This window comes from Enterobacter sp. BNK-8, from assembly GCF_048685095.1.
Classification (GTDB): Bacteria; Pseudomonadota; Gammaproteobacteria; order Enterobacterales; family Enterobacteriaceae; genus Enterobacter; species Enterobacter quasiroggenkampii.
The window spans coordinates 692,412-707,929 of sequence record NZ_JBLQTN010000001.1 but is presented as its reverse complement, the minus strand read 5'-3'; the positions used below and the strand labels follow the sequence as shown (position 1 = coordinate 707,929).

The following is a 15,518-nucleotide window of genomic DNA, read 5'->3' as shown; positions in this document are numbered from 1 at the left end:
TTTCTTCTTTCTCCTCTCGCTGAATTTATCAAAATGCGCTTTTTTACGCGCATATTGCTGTTTTATTCAAACTTCAACAATTATTCATAAACATAAGAGTAAAAATTGTCATAAACTATTACTCGGTTTTTTGGTTTTTCACCAAAAAGGAACACCCACAACGAAAGGAGACGGAATGCACCACGCCACACCGCTTATCACCACCATTGTTGGTGGACTTGTGCTCGCTTTTATCCTCGGCATGATTGCCAATAAACTGCGTATTTCTCCTCTTGTCGGCTATCTGCTGGCAGGTGTGCTGGCGGGACCGTTTACGCCAGGCTTCGTTGCGGATACCAAACTGGCCCCTGAACTGGCGGAATTGGGCGTGATTCTGCTGATGTTTGGCGTCGGTCTGCACTTTTCCCTGAAGGATTTGATGGCGGTAAAGTCGATTGCCATACCGGGAGCGATCGCCCAGATAGGGGTGGCGACGCTGCTTGGGATGGCGCTTTCGGCCGTGCTGGGCTGGTCGTTAATGACCGGTATCGTATTTGGGCTGTGTCTCTCAACCGCCAGTACCGTGGTGCTGCTGCGCGCGCTTGAGGAGAGACAGCTGATTGACAGCCAGCGCGGGCAGATCGCGATTGGCTGGCTGATTGTTGAAGATCTGGTTATGGTCCTGACGCTGGTGCTGCTGCCCGCCGTCGCCGGAATGATGGAAAAAGACAATGTCGGCTTTGCCTCGCTGGCGCTGGATATGAGCATCACCATCGGTAAAGTGGTGGCGTTTATCGCCATCATGATGCTGGTGGGCCGCCGTCTGGTACCGTGGATCATGTCCCGCAGCGCGGCGACCGGCTCCCGCGAGCTGTTCACCCTCTCCGTGCTGGCGCTGGCGCTGGGCATCGCCTTTGGTGCCGTTGAGCTGTTTGATGTCTCCTTTGCCCTGGGCGCGTTCTTCGCCGGGATGGTGCTGAACGAATCCGAGCTGAGCCACCGTGCGGCGCACGATACGCTGCCGCTGCGCGATGCGTTTGCCGTGCTGTTCTTCGTCTCCGTCGGGATGCTGTTCGATCCGCTGGTGCTGATCCAGCAGCCGCTGGCCGTGCTGGGCACGCTGGCGATCATTATTTTTGGTAAGTCGCTCGCCGCCTTCTTCCTGGTGCGAATGTTCGGTCACTCCCCGCGGACGGCGCTGACTATTGCCGCCAGCCTGGCGCAGATTGGCGAATTCGCCTTTATTCTGGCCGGTCTGGGCATGGCCCTGAACCTGCTGCCGCAGGCCGGACAAAACCTGGTGCTCGCGGGGGCGATCCTGTCGATTATGCTGAACCCGGTCCTGTTTGCCCTGCTGGAAAAATACCTCGACAAAACCGAAACGCTGGAAGAGCAGACGCTGGAAGAGGCCATCGAAGAAGAGAAGCAGATCCCGGTGGATATTTGCAATCACGCCCTGCTGGTCGGCTTTGGCCGCGTGGGCAGCCTGCTCGGCGAGAAGCTGATGGCGCAGGGCATTCCGCTGGTGGTGATTGAAACCTCACGCACCCGCGTCGACGAGCTGCGCGAGCGCGGTATTCGCGCGGTGCTGGGCAATGCGGCAAACGAAGAGATCATGAATCTGGCGCATCTGGACTGCGCCCGCTGGCTGCTGCTCACCATACCCAACGGCTATGAAGCGGGTGAGATTGTGGCCTCCGCACGCGCGAAGTGCCCAACGATTGAGATTATCGCCCGGGCGCACTATGACGACGAGGTGGAGTACATTACCGAGCGCGGTGCAGATAAGGTGGTGATGGGCGAGCGCGAGATTGCGAATACCATGCTGACGCTGCTGGAGAAACCGCCGGTTGAAGAGGCGGTGACGGGGTAAGTTTGGTGCGGCCTGGTCCCCTCACCCCAGCCCTCTCCCCATAGGGGAGAGGGTGTTCAAGTTCCCTCTCCCCTATGGGGAGAGGGTTAGGGTGAGGGGTTTTCTTTTACCTGTCCCAATACGCCTCTTCGAGGCTGTCTTCCCGTTCCGGCAGGCCACGCGTTAAGCGCGGTGAGTGCTGGTTCAGCACCTGATAGCTTACGCGGTTGGCGTACTTGCACACCTGCGCCAGCGACGAATAGGTCAGCCAGCTGAACTTATGCTTGCTGGAGTTCGGCACGTTGGTTTTGTGGTAGGCATTGGCGGTAATGTCGTGCAGCAGCGCGGCCAGCGCGCCGTCGCCTGCGCCGTTGGTGTTCATGATCTTCTCCGGACCGCCCATGTAGGGGGCGATGTGAGAATAAATACGCAGCGGATTCACGCAATCCTTGTAACGCATGCCGCGGCTGAACTCGTACTGGTTAAACTCGGCAATCGCGCCGGGCAGCAGCGGATGCTGGGTTTTGCGTTTGCTCTCTTCCTCCGTGAAGCCGGCCATATACAGTCCGACAGGGCCCGCGGTGCAGAGCACCAGATCCACCCAGTCCAGCGCTTTATCGGACGCCAGCAGCGGATCGCTTTCACCGGTCAGCGCTTCGGCCTCCTCTTCGTTCATCGCCAGAATCGAGACGTGCTCTTTCAGGAACGCCTGCCACCACTCTGGGTTATCGGCAATCACGAATTTGGTGCCCAGCGTCAGAACGACCGGCACGTCGTACTTCTTCGCGTACTCAATCGCCTTCATGGTCGCTTCAGGCATCGGCTCGCCCGGCTTGCAGCGCACCAGGTAGGAGGTCAGCACCAGCGCCGAGGCGCCCGCAATCACCTCTTCGGGAATGCTTTCCGCGCGCAGCTTGTTCATATGCCCAGGACTGATGGCAAAGGTCCGCTCGCCGGATTCGCCGATCAGCGTAAAGCAGCGGCCAATCGGGCCGTCGACGCCCTGAAGATAGTTCAGATCGGTACGGCTGGAGGTGTTGCACAGATAGCGGTAAGCGTAGCCGCCAATTTCAATGTTGCTGCACATCACGCCGAGCAGTACCGAACGGTCGTCGGCCAGCACGGAGTAGTTATGCATGGTATTGCCGATGGTGCCACCGGCGAACTGATGGGTAATCAGGTTTTCGCGCACCAGCTCCTGGTACAGCGCTTCGGCAACGTCGTCTTCAATCACCAGCGAATGTCCGGCGCTCAGACCGTAACGGGCGACAAACGCATCATCCACTTTCGCCTCAATGTCCACCAGCGTCTGATCGATACCGACGACCCACGCCGCGCTGGTTTCATTTTCTGGCTGGATCTGCTGCAGGAGCGGATCGCGGGCATCGACGGGGAAGTAGTGTTTGGATTTACGTTTACCGGGAAATTTCATGGTCTGAACTGTACGAAGAATATGGGCCGGGAATGGTAGCACAAACCCGGCCCGGAGTGCGATCAGCGGCTGTTCGTCACCAGTGAGACCATCATGTCGATATGCTCAGGCGAGTCGTTAAGCGCCGGAATGTACTCGTACTTTTCGCCGCCAGCCTCCAGGAAAAATTCCCGGTTTTGCACCGCAATCTCCTCCAGCGTTTCCAGACAGTCTGCCGAGAAGCCCGGCGACATCACCTGAATATGCTTCACGCCCTTCTCGCCGAGCATTTTGAGGGTTTCATCGGTGTACGGCGTCAGCCACGGCTCGCGGCCGAAGCGCGACTGGAAGGTCATCATCACCTTCTCCGGCGGCAGGCCAAGGGCGGAGACCAGCTCGCGGGTGGTATCGCGACAGCGCTGCGGGTAATCATCCCCTTCGTTAGCGAAACGCTGCGGGATCCCGTGATAGGAGAGCAGCAGCAGATCCGGCTCACCGTGCTTTTCAAACGACGCGCGCGCGCTGTTAGCAAGCGCCTTGATGTACAGCTCGTTATCCGCGTAGTCGCGAATAAAGGTCACGCCCGGAATGCGGCGGCGGGTCGCCAGAATGCGCGCCAGCTCGTCCCAGACGGCGGCCACCGTCGAGCAGGAGTACTGCGGGTAGAGCGCCAGCACCACGATATGGTCCACGCCCTGCGCCAGCAGGGATTCTACCGCGCTTTCCAGAGAGGGTTTGCCGTAGCTCATGCCGAGCGCGACAGGCATCTCCGGCAGGCGGGCAGCCAGCGCTTTTTCCTGGCGACGGCTGTAGACCATCAGCGGCGAGCCCTCTTCCATCCATACGGACTGATAGAGTTTGGCGACGCGCGGAGAACGAATCGGCAGAATGACGCCACGCAGCAGCGGCCACCACAGCAGTCGCGGAAAATCCACGACGCGCGTGTCGCTTAAAAATTGTCGCAGGTAGCGTTTTACCGCGTCTGATGTAGGTGCTTCTGGAGTGCCCAGATTGGCAAGCAGGATGCCGGTTTTCGCCTGACTCATTCACGCCTCTTAACCATTTGAATGGTTGTCAATTGTAGCGGAAATGCGTTTAAACGGAACCCATTGCTGCAATAGGTAAGATGAGAATATTTCTCACCCGGAGGACCCGGGTGAGAGAAGTGCAATTAGCCGAGGATTTTTTCCAGCTCTGCACGTACATCAGCCACGGCTTTGGTGCCGTCGACTTTGGCGTATTTGGTGTTACCCGCCTGCGCTTCTTTGGTGTAGTAGCCGATCAGCGGCGCGGTCATCTGATGGTATTCCACCAGGCGCTTGCGCACGGTCTCTTCCTGATCGTCTTTACGGGTGGTCAGCTCTTCGCCGGTCACGTCATCTTTGCCTTCAACCTTAGGCGGGTTGAATTTGATGTGGTAAACGCGTCCAGAAGCAGCGTGTACGCGACGGCCAACGATGCGGTCAACGATCAGCTCGTCCGGTACGTCGAACTCCAGAACGTAGTCCACGTTGATGCCCGCTTCTTTCATGGCGTCAGCCTGAGGAATGGTGCGTGGGAAGCCGTCCAGCAGGAAACCGTTACGGCAGTCTTCCTGAGCAATGCGCTCTTTGACCAGAGCAATTACCAGCTCGTCGGTCACCAGCTTGCCTGCGTCCATGATGTCTTTCGCCTGTTTACCCAGCTCGGAGCCAGATTTAACAGCGGCGCGCAGCATATCACCGGTGGAGATTTGCGGAATACCGTATTTCTCCATGATGAACTGAGCCTGAGTTCCTTTACCCGCGCCCGGAGCGCCAAGCAGAATAATACGCATTGCGAAAATCCCCTCAAAAGTCGTTTCAATTTTTCAAAAGCGCTAAACAATACCACCAGAACGGGCATCGCTCAAGGAAGGCAGGAAGGCTGAAACGGTTAATGGGGGGAGATAATTTGGGATAATGCGAGAATGCCCCCTCACCCTAACCCTCTCCCCAAAGGGGAGAGGGGACGATTATACCCTCTCCCCTTTGGGGAGAGGGCCAGGGTGAGGGGCAGGTGTTTAATTACGCCAGCAGCAGCGCATTCACACGTTTAATGAAGAGGTTAGGATCTTCCAGCGTGCCGCGTTCGGCCAGCAGGGACTGATCCAGCAGGAGTTCAACCCACTCGGCAAAGCGGGCGTCGTCCTGGGTATCCGCCGCACGTTTCACCAGCGGATGATCCGGATTAAGCTCAAAGATATATTTCACTTCCGGTACCGCCTGACCCGCTGCCGCGAACAGCTTCGCCATTTGGGTGCTCATTTCGTCGGCATCGGTGGTGACGATGGCCGGGGTGTCGGTCAGACGGTGAGTGAAACGCACCTCTTTCACGCGGTCACCCAGCAGGGTTTTCACGCGCTCAACGAACGGCTCCAGCGCCTTCTCGGCTTCTTTCGCGTTCTCATCCACTTCATCCGCCAGCTTGTCGATAGATTCGTCGGCTTTGGCAACGGACTGGAACGCCTTACCGTCGAACTCGGTCAGGTAGTTCATCATCCACTCGTCGATGCGGTCAGAAAGCAGCAGCACTTCGATGCCTTTCTTACGCAGCAGCTCCAGGTGCGGGCTGCTCTTCGCCGCGGCGTAGCTGTCGGCGGTGATGTAGTAGATCTTCTCCTGCCCTTCTTTCATGCGGGAGACGTACTCTTCCAGCGACACGGTCTGCGCGGAGGAGTCGGTGTGCGTAGAGGCGAAGCGCAGCAGTTTGGCGATGGTTTCAACGTTCGCGGTGTCTTCTGCCGGGCCTTCTTTCAGCACCAGGCCGAACTGTTTCCAGAAGGTCTGATATTTTTCCGCATCGTCTTTCGCCAGTTTTTCCAGCATCTGCAGCGCACGTTTGGTCAGGGCGTTGCGCAGGTTACGGGTGACGGTGCTGTCCTGCAGAATTTCACGGGAGACGTTCAGCGGCAGATCGTTGGAATCGATCAGGCCGCGGACAAAGCGCAGGTAGTTCGGCATGAACTGCTCGGCGTCATCCATGATGAAGACGCGCTGCACGTACAGCTTCAGGCCATGCTTGTGATCGCGGTTCCACATGTCCCACGGCGCCTGTGCCGGGATGTACAGCAGGCTGGTGTACTCCTGCTTACCTTCCACACGGTTGTGGCTCCAGGTCAGCGGGTCGGTAAAGTCGTGGGCGATATGCTTGTAGAATTCGTTGTACTCGTCGTCTTTAATTTCAGACTTGTTGCGCGTCCACAGCGCCTGCGCCTTGTTGATTTTCTCCCAAGAAACCACGGTTTCACCGTCTTTCTCTTCCTGTTTTTCAATCTCGACCGGCAGGGCGATGTGGTCGGAATATTTGCTGATGATGGAGCGCACGCGCCAGTCGTTCAGGAAATCATCTTCCCCTTCACGCAGGTGCAGGGTGATTTCGGTGCCGCGGTCCGCTTTGGTGATGTCATCAACGGTGTATTCGCCTTCCCCTTTGGATTCCCACAGCACGCCGTTTTCAGCGCTGTCGCCCGCCGCACGGGTGCGCACGGTGACTTTGTCCGCCACGATGAATGCCGAGTAGAAACCGACGCCGAACTGGCCGATGAGCTGGCTATCTTTCGCCTGGTCAGAGCCCATGGACTCCAGGAACGCCTTAGTGCCGGATTTCGCGATGGTCCCGAGGTGGTCGATCACCTCGTCGCGGTTCATCCCGATGCCGTTATCGGCGATAGTCAGGGTGCGGTTCTCTTTATTAAACGAGACGCGCACGCGCAGCTCGCCGTCGCCTTCGTACAGATCCGGGTTAGACAGCGCGCGGAAGCGCAGCTTGTCCGCCGCATCCGAGGCGTTGGAAATCAGCTCACGCAGGAAAATTTCTTTGTTGGAATACAGGGAATGGATCATCAGGTGCAGAAGCTGTTTTACTTCTGACTGGAAACCACGGGTTTCTTGTCCTTTCATCTATGTCGACCTCAACAATGCCATTTAATGGGGTTTTAAAACGTTGAGTGAGAGATGGGGATACGGGGGGAAATTTTCAAGCGGAGGCCGCGCGTGCAGCCTCCGTTTGGTCAGAAAATAATCTTGTGACGTCCGGCCAGAGAGTGCGACAGCGTGGTGCCGTCCACCATCTCCAGCTCGCCGCCGACCGGCACGCCGTGGGCGATGCGGCTGGCGTCAACGCCATACTGCGAGCACAGCTCGGCAATATAGTTGGCGGTTGCCTCCCCTTCCACCGTGGGGTTGGTGGCGAGGATCACCTCTTTGATCGTTTCGGACTCAAGACGCTGTTCAAGGCGGTCAAGACCGATATCGTCCGGACCAATACCGTCCAGCGGGGAGAGATGCCCCATCAGCACGAAATAGCGGCCGGAAAACTGCCCGGTTTGTTCGATGGCGTAGATGTCCGCCGGACTCTCCACCACGCAAATCTGGCCGTTTTCCTGACGACGCGGGTTCGTGCAGATGTTACACACGTCCTGCTCGGTAAAGGTACGGCAATCCGCACAGTGACCGATTTCTGACATGGCGCGGGTTAAAGCCTGCGCCAGGCGCATCCCGCCGCTGCGGTCGCGCTGCAATAGCGTAAACGCCATGCGCTGCGCCGACTTCGGGCCAACGCCCGGCAGGCAGCGCAGTGCTTCCATTAACTGCGTGAGCAGCGGACTGGTTTGCATCAGAACGGCATCTTGAAGCCAGGCGGCAGCTGCATGCCGCTGGACACGGAGGCCATTTTCTCTTTCTGGGTTTCGTCGATACGGCGAGCGGCATCGTTAAACGCGGCTGCAACCAGATCTTCCAGCATCTCTTTGTCGTCTTCGAGCAGGCTCGGGTCGATTTCCACGCGACGGCAGTTGTGCGCACCGTTGATGGTCACCTTGACCAGACCGGCACCGGATTCACCCGTGACTTCCAGCTGAGCGATCTCTTCCTGCATCTTCTGCATTTTTTCCTGCATCTGCTGAGCCTGCTTCATCAGGCCACCCAGACCGCCTTTTCCACCAAACATAGGCTTCTCTCTTCTTTCACGTTTAAGGATTACAACCGTAAGTCAGACTCACGATCAAATGGGGCGAATACTCTCTTCATCCAGATCGGCGTCGAAGAACCGGCGCAGAGTCTGAATGTTGTTATCCGCAATAATCGCCTCGCGCGCCTGCGCGAGCTTCTCTTCATAAATGGCCTGGCGCCACTCGAGCGGCGTTTTCACTGCCGGATTATCATCTTCAATGATAGTCAATTCAACCGGTGCCCCCTGTAAAGCGGCAAGCGCCTCGGCCAGCGCCTTTTGCGCGCCCGGGGAATTCAGGTGACGCTGGCCCGGACGCAGGTGCAGACGCACCTGATTGCCGTCCTGCTCTTTCCAGGCGTTCAGCGCGACCTGCTCGACCAGCTTCGGCAACTGGAGTTTGCTGACCTCGGCGGCCCAGGCATCGCGCGCAATCGACTCTTCGGCAAGCTTCGCGGAAAGCTCCGGCGTTTTTTCATGCTCCAGCGCCTTTTTCAGCGCTTTCGGCGTGGCCACCTCTTCCTTCACGGTTTCGGTGATGGTGGTTGCCTTCCAGCGGTAAGCCTCTTCTTTCACCGGGGCTTTCTGCTCGAGCGCGGACGGTGCCGGACGCGACTGTACGCGCTCCGTTACCGAGGCCAGTCGTTCAAGCGCGGCGTTGTTCACCGGCCGCGCTCTTCCTGGCGCTGCCGGTTCACTCTTTTTTGGTTTGGCTACTCCCTGGGCGCGCTGCAGCTGGCTGCGCGCGGCAAGCACCGAACTGGTGGCATCCGACAGCGGTACGTTCTGCTGCGGTGGCGACGTCGGCTGCGGCGGCACCTGCTGCGGTGACATCACCGCCGTGGGCGCGACCGGCGCGAAAGACTGTCGCGGCACTTCCGGCTCCGGCAGCGGTATGCGCGGGTGGAACGCCAGCGCGCGCAGCAGCGTCATTTCAACGCCCATCCGCGGATCCGGCGCAAACGGTAACTCTTTGCGGCCAATCAGCAGCGTCTGGTAATAAAGCTGGACGTCGGCAGGCGGCACGGTGCGGGCAAGCTCACGCATCCGCTGTTCAATGGCCGCCATATCCGCACCAATCGCGGAGGGAGAAAGCTGCAGCATCGCCACGCGGTGCAGCAGGCTGAGCATCTCAACCAGCAACCCTTCCCACTCAATACCGCGGGCAGCGGCCGCGTTCACCTGCGACATCACGCGTTCGCCGTTAGCGGCAATCATCGCTTCGATAAGCGACAGCGCCTGATCGTCATCCAGCGTGCCGAGCATGGTGCTGACCGCCTCGGTGGAGAGCTTGCCGTCACCGCTGGCAATCGCCTGGTCGGTCAGGCTTAATGCATCACGCAGGCTGCCGTCCGCCGCGCGGGCCAGCAGCTGCAGGGCGCGCGGTTCGTGGACAATCTTCTCTTCATCAAGAATGTGCTCAAGCTGCGCACGGATCTGCTCAACGTCCAGCGCCTTCAGGTGGAACTGCAGGCAGCGCGATAAAATCGTGACCGGCAGCTTTTGCGGATCGGTGGTCGCCAGCAGGAACTTCACGTGCGCGGGCGGCTCTTCCAGCGTCTTCAGCAGGGCGTTGAAGCTGTGGCGCGAGAGCATGTGCACTTCATCGATCAGGTAGACCTTGAAGCGGCCGCGCGCCGGGGCGTACTGCACGTTGTCCAGCAGGTCGCGGGTATCTTCAACTTTGGTGCGCGAAGCGGCGTCGATTTCGATCAGATCGACAAAACGCCCCTGCTCGATCTCCCGGCAGTTATCACACACGCCGCACGGCGTGGCGGTGATCCCGGTTTCGCAGTTGAGACCTTTTGCCAGCAAACGGGCAATAGAGGTCTTACCGACGCCGCGGGTGCCGGAAAAAAGATAGGCGTGATGGATGCGACCTAGCGACAAGCCGTTCGCCAGGGCCGTCAGCACATGTTCCTGACCGACAACGTCAGCAAAGGTTTGTGGTCGCCATTTACGGGCTAACACCTGATAACTCATGGGCAGGCTCTGCAACGCTGGAAGGTGAATTTATGGAGGGGAATGCTATCACAACCTCACCCATTGAGCGAGGTTGTGAAAACCGGGATTAGTGACCCGGGAAAGGCACCAGGCTGTAGCTGGTAATACCCTGTTTTTCCAGGCGCTGTTCACCGCCGAGATCGAACAGGTTGATGATGAAGGCCGCGTCGGTCACTTCCCCACCCAGACGGCGGATCAGCTTCACGGTCGCTTCAATGGTGCCGCCGGTCGCCAGCAGATCGTCAACCACCAGCACTTTGTCGCCAGGCTTGATCGCGTCAACGTGAATCTCCAGCTGATCGGTGCCGTACTCCAGCTCGTAGCTTTCTGCAATGGTTTCACGCGGCAGCTTGCGCGGCTTACGCACCGGCACAAAACCTACGCCCATCGCCAGCGCAACCGGTGCGCCAAACAGGAAGCCACGGGCTTCGGTACCTACTACTTTGGTGATCCCGGCGTTTTTATAACGCTCGACCAGCAGTTCAATGCTGAGCGCGTACGCTTTCGGGTCTTCCAGCAAGCTGGTGACATCACGGAAAAGAATGCCAGGCTTTGGATAGTCCTGGATGCTTTTGATGCTGTTTTTCAGATATTCAAGCTGCTGTGCAGTTGCGGTCATCGGTTTGTGCCTAAATGAAACAGTGTTACTCACGGCGCGCAACGAGTCGGCAAAGGTAACAATTGTTTAACCTTTAACCAGGCGCGCCAGTGCTCGAAAACGGTCGAATTTACTGGCTGTACGCAATAATTGCAACAGCCATGATAAGGCTTCAGTGCTTTTGTTGCTTTTCATCAACCACGGGGATCCGCCACATGAAGATAAGCAGGCAGGTCAGGATGACCAGTAGCAGGATCCGCACCCACATCATTTTCACCAGCCATAATGAAATGGCGAAGGTGATGAGGATCACCGCGATCGCGCGCGGCTTGGCGCCGGGCGGCATGGCCCGGTGTTTTTGCCAGTGCCGCAGATAGCCGCCAAACCATGAGCGATAGAGCAGCCAGTGGTGAAAACGCGGTGACGAGCGGGCGAAGCACCAGGCCGCCAGCAGGATAAACGGCGTGGTCGGCAGCAAGGGTAAAACCACACCCAGCGTGCCAAGCACTACCGCGAGCCAGCCAATGATGATTAAAATAGTACGCTGCATAATGCGAATCGTTATCAAACTGAACGGCTACTTTACCACTGGAGAGCGCCTTGAAAACAGCACTGCTTCTTGAGAGGCTGCAAAATCAGCTGATTGCTCTGCGGGAGCAGGCCACGCCGCTGATGGGGCACGCCACGCTGAAACCGCGCTTTGACCGGCAGCTTTTTCGGACCCGCAGCACCGTTATTCAGGATTACCTGGCTGAAGCGCAGACGAACCTCGACGAGCTTCGCCATGCGGTTGAGCATGAACAGCAGGAACAGGTGGCATGGCTTGCGGCGCATCTCACCGAGCAGATCACCGCGCTGCATCGCGAAATCGCCGCCTGGCCGCTGCGCGCCTGGGACAGCGCCTCGCCGGGGCTCGGCAAATGGCAGCGCAAGCGGCTGGAGAACCAGGAGTTTGAACGCCGACTGTTTGAGATGAAGCGCGAACGCGAGGTGCGCCTGAACAACAGCGAAACGCTGGAAGAGCAGCAGTTATTGATGCGCGAGATTAGCGCGCTGGAAGGACGCATCGTCCGCTGCCGTCAGGCGCTGGATGAAATTGAACGCGTCATAGAACGTTTGACCCGTTAACAGGAGCCACACCCATGTCACTGGAAAATGCACCCGATGAGGTCAAGCTGGCCGTCGATTTGATTATGCTGTTGGAGAATCATGATATTCCCGCCGGGACGGTGCTTAAGGCACTTGAGATTGTACGGCGGGATTTTGAGGCAAAGGTGAAGGCCTGTTGCCCTCACCCTAACCCTCTCCCACAGGGAGAGGGAAAATTATAGATTACGCCGGAGTGGGGTCATCACCCTTAATCTCGCGCTTCACTTCCGTATGCTCATCACCTTTCTCGTTACGCAGGTGAACCTCAAGCTGGTTGAAGGCGATGTTTATATCGTTTTCACGGCACAGACGATCGATAGAGCGGTTAAGTTCATCCACCGTGTAGCTGCGATCGCGCAGCTCGCGCACGTATAAACGCAGCTCGTGATCCAGCGTGCTCGGCCCAAAGGTGGTGAAGAAGACCGCCGGAGCCGGATCGTGCATCACTTTCGGATGTTCAGACGCCGCCTTCAGCAGCACCTCTTTCACCTTATCCAGATCCGATCCATAGGCCACGCCCAGGCGGATCACCACGCGCGTCACCGTATCCGAGAGCGACCAGTTGATCAGACGCTCGGTCACGAACGCTTTGTTCGGGATGATCACCTCTTTGCGATCGAAGTCGGTGATGGTGGTCGCACGAATGCGGATCTTGCTGACCGTTCCCGAGAACGTGCCGATGGTGACGGTATCGCCGATACGTACCGGACGTTCAAACAGGATGATCAGGCCGGAGACAAAGTTACCGAAGATCTCCTGCAGGCCAAAACCAAGACCGACCGAGAGGGCGGCCGCCAGCCACTGCAGTTTATCCCACGAGACGCCAAGCGAACCAAAGACCGTCATCGCTCCAACAATAATGATGACGTAGTTGAGGATCGTGGTGATGGCGTAGGACGCCCCCTGGCGAAGATTGAGACGTGACAGGAGTAGCACTTCGAGCAGGCCAGGCAGGTTGCGGATCAGCGCCCAGGCGACCACCGACGACACCAGCGCAAACAGCAGGCTGCCCATGGTCACGCTTTTCATGACCGCCGCGCCGGCTTCGGTTCCGTTGTATTGCCAGAGGGTAATACTGTCGAGATAGGCGAAAACGGTAATAAGATCGGACCAAATAGCCCAGAACATCACGGCAAACAGGGCGATCATCACCAGCATGGTGATGCGCAGCGTCTGCTGGTTAACCTGCTCCAGCGCGATGGTCGGCTCTTCCTGCGGCTCCGCGCCCTCGGCCCCCTCTTTCACCTGATGTTGACGACGCGCGATGGCACGGCGATAGGCGATGCGACGGGCCGCCACGCTCAGGCCGCGCAGCACGGTCTGATAGAGCAGGTTCCAGACGATCACCAGATAGACCGTTTCAATCCAGCGCCCGGACAGGCGCAGCGTGGTATAGAAGTAGCCCGTTGCCGTCAGCACCATCAGCGCCAGCGGAATGATCGCCAGCACGGTCACGGTGGCCAGACGGATATTGTGGGACTCTTTATCACGCCAGCTGTCGCGGCACATCGGCCACATCAGGATAGCAATCAGCAGCAGGTTCAGCAGGATGACCAGCTGGCCCAGCACATCATCCATCAGATGCAGCGGGGAAAGCTCAGAGACAACCGACCAGAAGTGCAGCGGCAGCAGCGCCAGGCTGATGCGCACAATCTGACGACGCCAGTGACTGGTCAGCTGCGCAGGCATGTTGAAATGACGCACCGCCACGCCGTCTTTTTCCAGCACCTTCCAGCACAGGCCAAACACCAGCCAGAACAGCGCCAGTTTTTTACTGAACGCCCACAGCAGATCGCTGACGTTGAGCTGCATGGTGAGCAGGATCAGGCCCACGGCCAGAATAATCAGGCACACCGGCAGGGCGCGAATGAGATCGATCAGAATCGCTTTTGGCGTATGGAGCTGGCTATCGTTACGCAGTTGCCCCACTTCGGACGCCAGCTTCGCCTGATATTTTTTCAGCCAACCCAGACGCCAGCGGATCAGGCCTGCGATCAGCAGCAGCGGTAGCCCCGCCAGCAAGGCAATCATCACCGCAGGCCAGGCTTTCTCCCAGTTCACGGTGATCTTCATGCTCTTGATCTGCGTTTTCAGCGTCTCAGGGAAGGATTTAATCCAGTCCCAGTCCATCGGTTTGTTGCTGTTTACCCAGAAAATCTGCTGAGTCAGGATCTCCTGCAGACTTTTCGAGACGCTCACCAGCTGCTGCTGGTTGATTTGCAGGTTAATGGCCATCATCAGCTGGTTGCCCAGCTGTTTGTTGAGCTGATCCAGCAGCTCGCGACGCATATCCACGACCTGGAGCAGTGCGTCGTGCACTTCCGGGTTCACGTCGCTGGAGTGCCCTTCTTCAATTTTGGCGACAAAGGTATCGCTCTGGAAAAGGGCATCGCGCTGCTGGTTGACGTCAAACTGTTCCAGACGTAAATCCGCAATGCGGTTGGTCATGTCTTCCAGCTCATCGGCGGACGGAAGCGTCTGCTGCTGCTGGTAGAGAATACGCGACAGCAGGAGGCTGCCTTTCAGGACCGCGATCTGCTCTTTGATGTTGCGTTCCGCCTGCAGGGCACGATCCAGCCAGTTCTTCACCTTGATATTTTGCTGAACCAGCGAGTTGCCGTTTTCGGTCGCCAGTATCAGGCGCTGGCTAAGCTGGTGGTTGGCCTCGAGTTCCTGCTTCACCAGCGGGTTGGCCTGGATGCGGGCGGTTTCGTCAGGGGATACGGCCTCCTGGGCGGTTTTTTCCGTCAGCGTCAGGCGCTTGCTGTTAACCGCTTCCTGCAGCAGCTGTAGCTGGTGCTCCAGACGATTAATGTTTGCGGTGACGTAATCGCGCTGTTTCTGCAGGGTGTCCTGCAGCACCGTATTCCCTTCCAGACTTTTACGCTGCTGTTCAATCTGCGCATTGAGCAACGTCTGCTGCACCAGCAGCAGGGTTTGCTGCGTCGGGCGCAGCGTGCCCTCTCCTACCGTTGTGCCGTTGAGGCGGTTGCGGATCTGCTGCAGCTGCTGAGACGCGGCGTACATCGCATTTTGCACGCGCTCGGGCTGGGTCTGCAGGGAGACAAGCTGGCTGTTGTAGGTGGCGAGATCGGACTGCGCCGTTTGCAGGTCGTCGAGCAGTTGCGCCACGCGCGATTCGAGCTGGCGTAAGGAGAGCGCGGCGAGCGTTTTGCGTGTTTCGTCGTCGTTATCCACGTCGCTCAGGGCATTCAGCGATTCCGTCGCTCTGCGCATGTTTTCTGGGGCCTGCGCCACCTTCTGACGGAGCTGTGCGGTTTCTGCCTTAACGCGTTCAATTTTATCCAGCGTTTCCAGCGTTTCCGTCAGATCCTGCTGCGTCAGTTTTTCCTGAGGAGAGAGTTCTTTTTGTTTGTTCAGCGTGTCGAGCTGCGACTGAACATCCGCACGCGTGGGGATATCGTTGCTGTTGTCGGCGCGGGCCCAGGTCAGCGGCGCCGTGGCGAAGAAAAACAGCATCGCAAAGAGCAATGCAAAAACAGGATGTTGCGAGCGATTGATGGGCAGCATAGTTGTGAATGATGTCAGAAGATGAC

Annotated in this window: 13 protein-coding genes and 1 other annotated feature; of the genes, 3 read left to right on the top strand and 10 right to left on the bottom strand. The window is 58.0% G+C overall.

What is annotated here, in order from left to right; translation table 11 throughout:
* The first annotated feature begins 175 nt into the window (after positions 1-175).
* A complete protein-coding gene (ybaL, locus tag ACMGGU_RS03355) occupies positions 176-1,852 on the top strand; it encodes a YbaL family putative K(+) efflux transporter (RefSeq protein WP_045909744.1) in 1,677 nt (558 codons plus the stop codon).
* 106 nt (positions 1,853-1,958) lie between these two features.
* On the opposite strand, the gene ACMGGU_RS03350 is transcribed toward ybaL, so the two are convergent.
* The 9 genes from ACMGGU_RS03350 to ACMGGU_RS03310 form a co-directional block, all read right to left on the bottom strand.
* Positions 1,959-3,263, bottom strand: coding sequence for an inosine/guanosine kinase (locus tag ACMGGU_RS03350; RefSeq protein ID WP_047716279.1), 1,305 nt, complete (start codon positions 3,261-3,263; stop codon positions 1,959-1,961).
* Between the two features lie 62 nt (positions 3,264-3,325).
* Entirely contained in the window at positions 3,326-4,288 is a 963-nt protein-coding gene (gene hemH / locus ACMGGU_RS03345) for a ferrochelatase (protein ID WP_045909746.1), read from the bottom strand.
* Positions 4,289-4,413: 125 nt separating this feature from the next.
* Entirely contained in the window at positions 4,414-5,058 is a 645-nt protein-coding gene (gene adk / locus ACMGGU_RS03340) for an adenylate kinase (RefSeq protein WP_006809841.1), read from the bottom strand.
* A gap of 229 nt (positions 5,059-5,287) precedes the next feature.
* Positions 5,288-7,162, bottom strand: coding sequence for a molecular chaperone HtpG (gene htpG / locus ACMGGU_RS03335; RefSeq protein WP_045909747.1), 1,875 nt, complete (start codon positions 7,160-7,162; stop codon positions 5,288-5,290).
* A gap of 110 nt (positions 7,163-7,272) precedes the next feature.
* Positions 7,273-7,878 carry a recombination mediator RecR gene (gene recR / locus ACMGGU_RS03330; protein WP_008499298.1) on the bottom strand — a complete coding sequence of 202 codons (606 nt, stop codon included), beginning with the start codon at positions 7,876-7,878 and terminating at the stop codon, positions 7,273-7,275.
* Positions 7,878-8,210: a YbaB/EbfC family nucleoid-associated protein gene (locus tag ACMGGU_RS03325; RefSeq protein WP_003858972.1), complete on the bottom strand. Its 333-nt coding sequence runs from the start codon at positions 8,208-8,210 to the stop codon at positions 7,878-7,880. Before ACMGGU_RS03325 ends, recR begins: the two co-directional genes overlap by 1 nt.
* A 54-nt stretch (positions 8,211-8,264) precedes the next feature.
* The gene (gene dnaX, locus ACMGGU_RS03320) at positions 8,265-10,193 is read right to left on the bottom strand and encodes a DNA polymerase III subunit gamma/tau (protein WP_395299848.1); all 1,929 of its coding nucleotides are present in this window, start codon (positions 10,191-10,193) and stop codon (positions 8,265-8,267) included.
* Positions 8,871-8,935: a sequence feature (DnaX frameshifting element), on the bottom strand. It overlaps the preceding gene by 65 nt.
* Before the next feature lie 88 nt (positions 10,194-10,281).
* Complete coding sequence (gene apt / locus ACMGGU_RS03315) at positions 10,282-10,833, bottom strand: adenine phosphoribosyltransferase (RefSeq protein ID WP_000127359.1); 552 nt, start codon at positions 10,831-10,833, stop codon at positions 10,282-10,284.
* Between the two features lie 151 nt (positions 10,834-10,984).
* Positions 10,985-11,362, bottom strand: a complete 378-nt coding sequence (locus ACMGGU_RS03310; protein WP_013095896.1) for a DUF454 family protein — start codon at positions 11,360-11,362, stop codon at positions 10,985-10,987.
* 50 nt (positions 11,363-11,412) lie between these two features.
* Between ACMGGU_RS03310 and priC the strand changes: the two genes are divergently transcribed.
* Together priC and rsmS are read left to right on the top strand one after the other, a co-directional pair.
* Positions 11,413-11,940, top strand: a complete 528-nt coding sequence (gene priC / locus ACMGGU_RS03305; RefSeq protein ID WP_045909749.1) for a primosomal replication protein N'' — start codon at positions 11,413-11,415, stop codon at positions 11,938-11,940.
* 14 nt (positions 11,941-11,954) lie between these two features.
* Positions 11,955-12,143, top strand: a complete 189-nt coding sequence (rsmS, locus tag ACMGGU_RS03300) for a pleiotropic regulatory protein RsmS (protein ID WP_111967307.1) — start codon at positions 11,955-11,957, stop codon at positions 12,141-12,143.
* A 1-nt stretch (position 12,144) separates the two neighbouring features.
* Here the strand turns inward: rsmS and mscK are convergent, their stop codons facing one another.
* Positions 12,145-15,492 (bottom strand): mechanosensitive channel MscK, encoded by a 3,348-nt coding sequence (gene mscK / locus ACMGGU_RS03295; RefSeq protein ID WP_229225358.1) that lies wholly within the window; start codon positions 15,490-15,492, stop codon positions 12,145-12,147.
* Between the last annotated feature and the right edge of the window lie 26 nt (positions 15,493-15,518).

Excerpts from the sequence above, each read along its gene's own strand:
- ybaL (WP_045909744.1), top strand. The coding sequence starts at position 176 with ATGCACCACGCCACACCGCTTATCACCACCATTGTTGGTGGACTTGTG.
- ACMGGU_RS03350 (WP_047716279.1), bottom strand. The coding sequence starts at position 3,263 with ATGAAATTTCCCGGTAAACGTAAATCCAAACACTACTTCCCCGTCGAT.
- hemH (WP_045909746.1), bottom strand. The coding sequence starts at position 4,288 with ATGAGTCAGGCGAAAACCGGCATCCTGCTTGCCAATCTGGGCACTCCA.
- adk (WP_006809841.1), bottom strand. The coding sequence starts at position 5,058 with ATGCGTATTATTCTGCTTGGCGCTCCGGGCGCGGGTAAAGGAACTCAG.
- htpG (WP_045909747.1), bottom strand. The coding sequence starts at position 7,162 with ATGAAAGGACAAGAAACCCGTGGTTTCCAGTCAGAAGTAAAACAGCTT.
- recR (WP_008499298.1), bottom strand. The coding sequence starts at position 7,878 with ATGCAAACCAGTCCGCTGCTCACGCAGTTAATGGAAGCACTGCGCTGC.
- ACMGGU_RS03325 (WP_003858972.1), bottom strand. The coding sequence starts at position 8,210 with ATGTTTGGTGGAAAAGGCGGTCTGGGTGGCCTGATGAAGCAGGCTCAG.
- dnaX (WP_395299848.1), bottom strand. The coding sequence starts at position 10,193 with ATGAGTTATCAGGTGTTAGCCCGTAAATGGCGACCACAAACCTTTGCT.
- apt (WP_000127359.1), bottom strand. The coding sequence starts at position 10,833 with ATGACCGCAACTGCACAGCAGCTTGAATATCTGAAAAACAGCATCAAA.
- ACMGGU_RS03310 (WP_013095896.1), bottom strand. The coding sequence starts at position 11,362 with ATGCAGCGTACTATTTTAATCATCATTGGCTGGCTCGCGGTAGTGCTT.
- rsmS (WP_111967307.1), top strand. The coding sequence starts at position 11,955 with ATGTCACTGGAAAATGCACCCGATGAGGTCAAGCTGGCCGTCGATTTG.
- mscK (WP_229225358.1), bottom strand. The coding sequence starts at position 15,492 with ATGCTGCCCATCAATCGCTCGCAACATCCTGTTTTTGCATTGCTCTTT.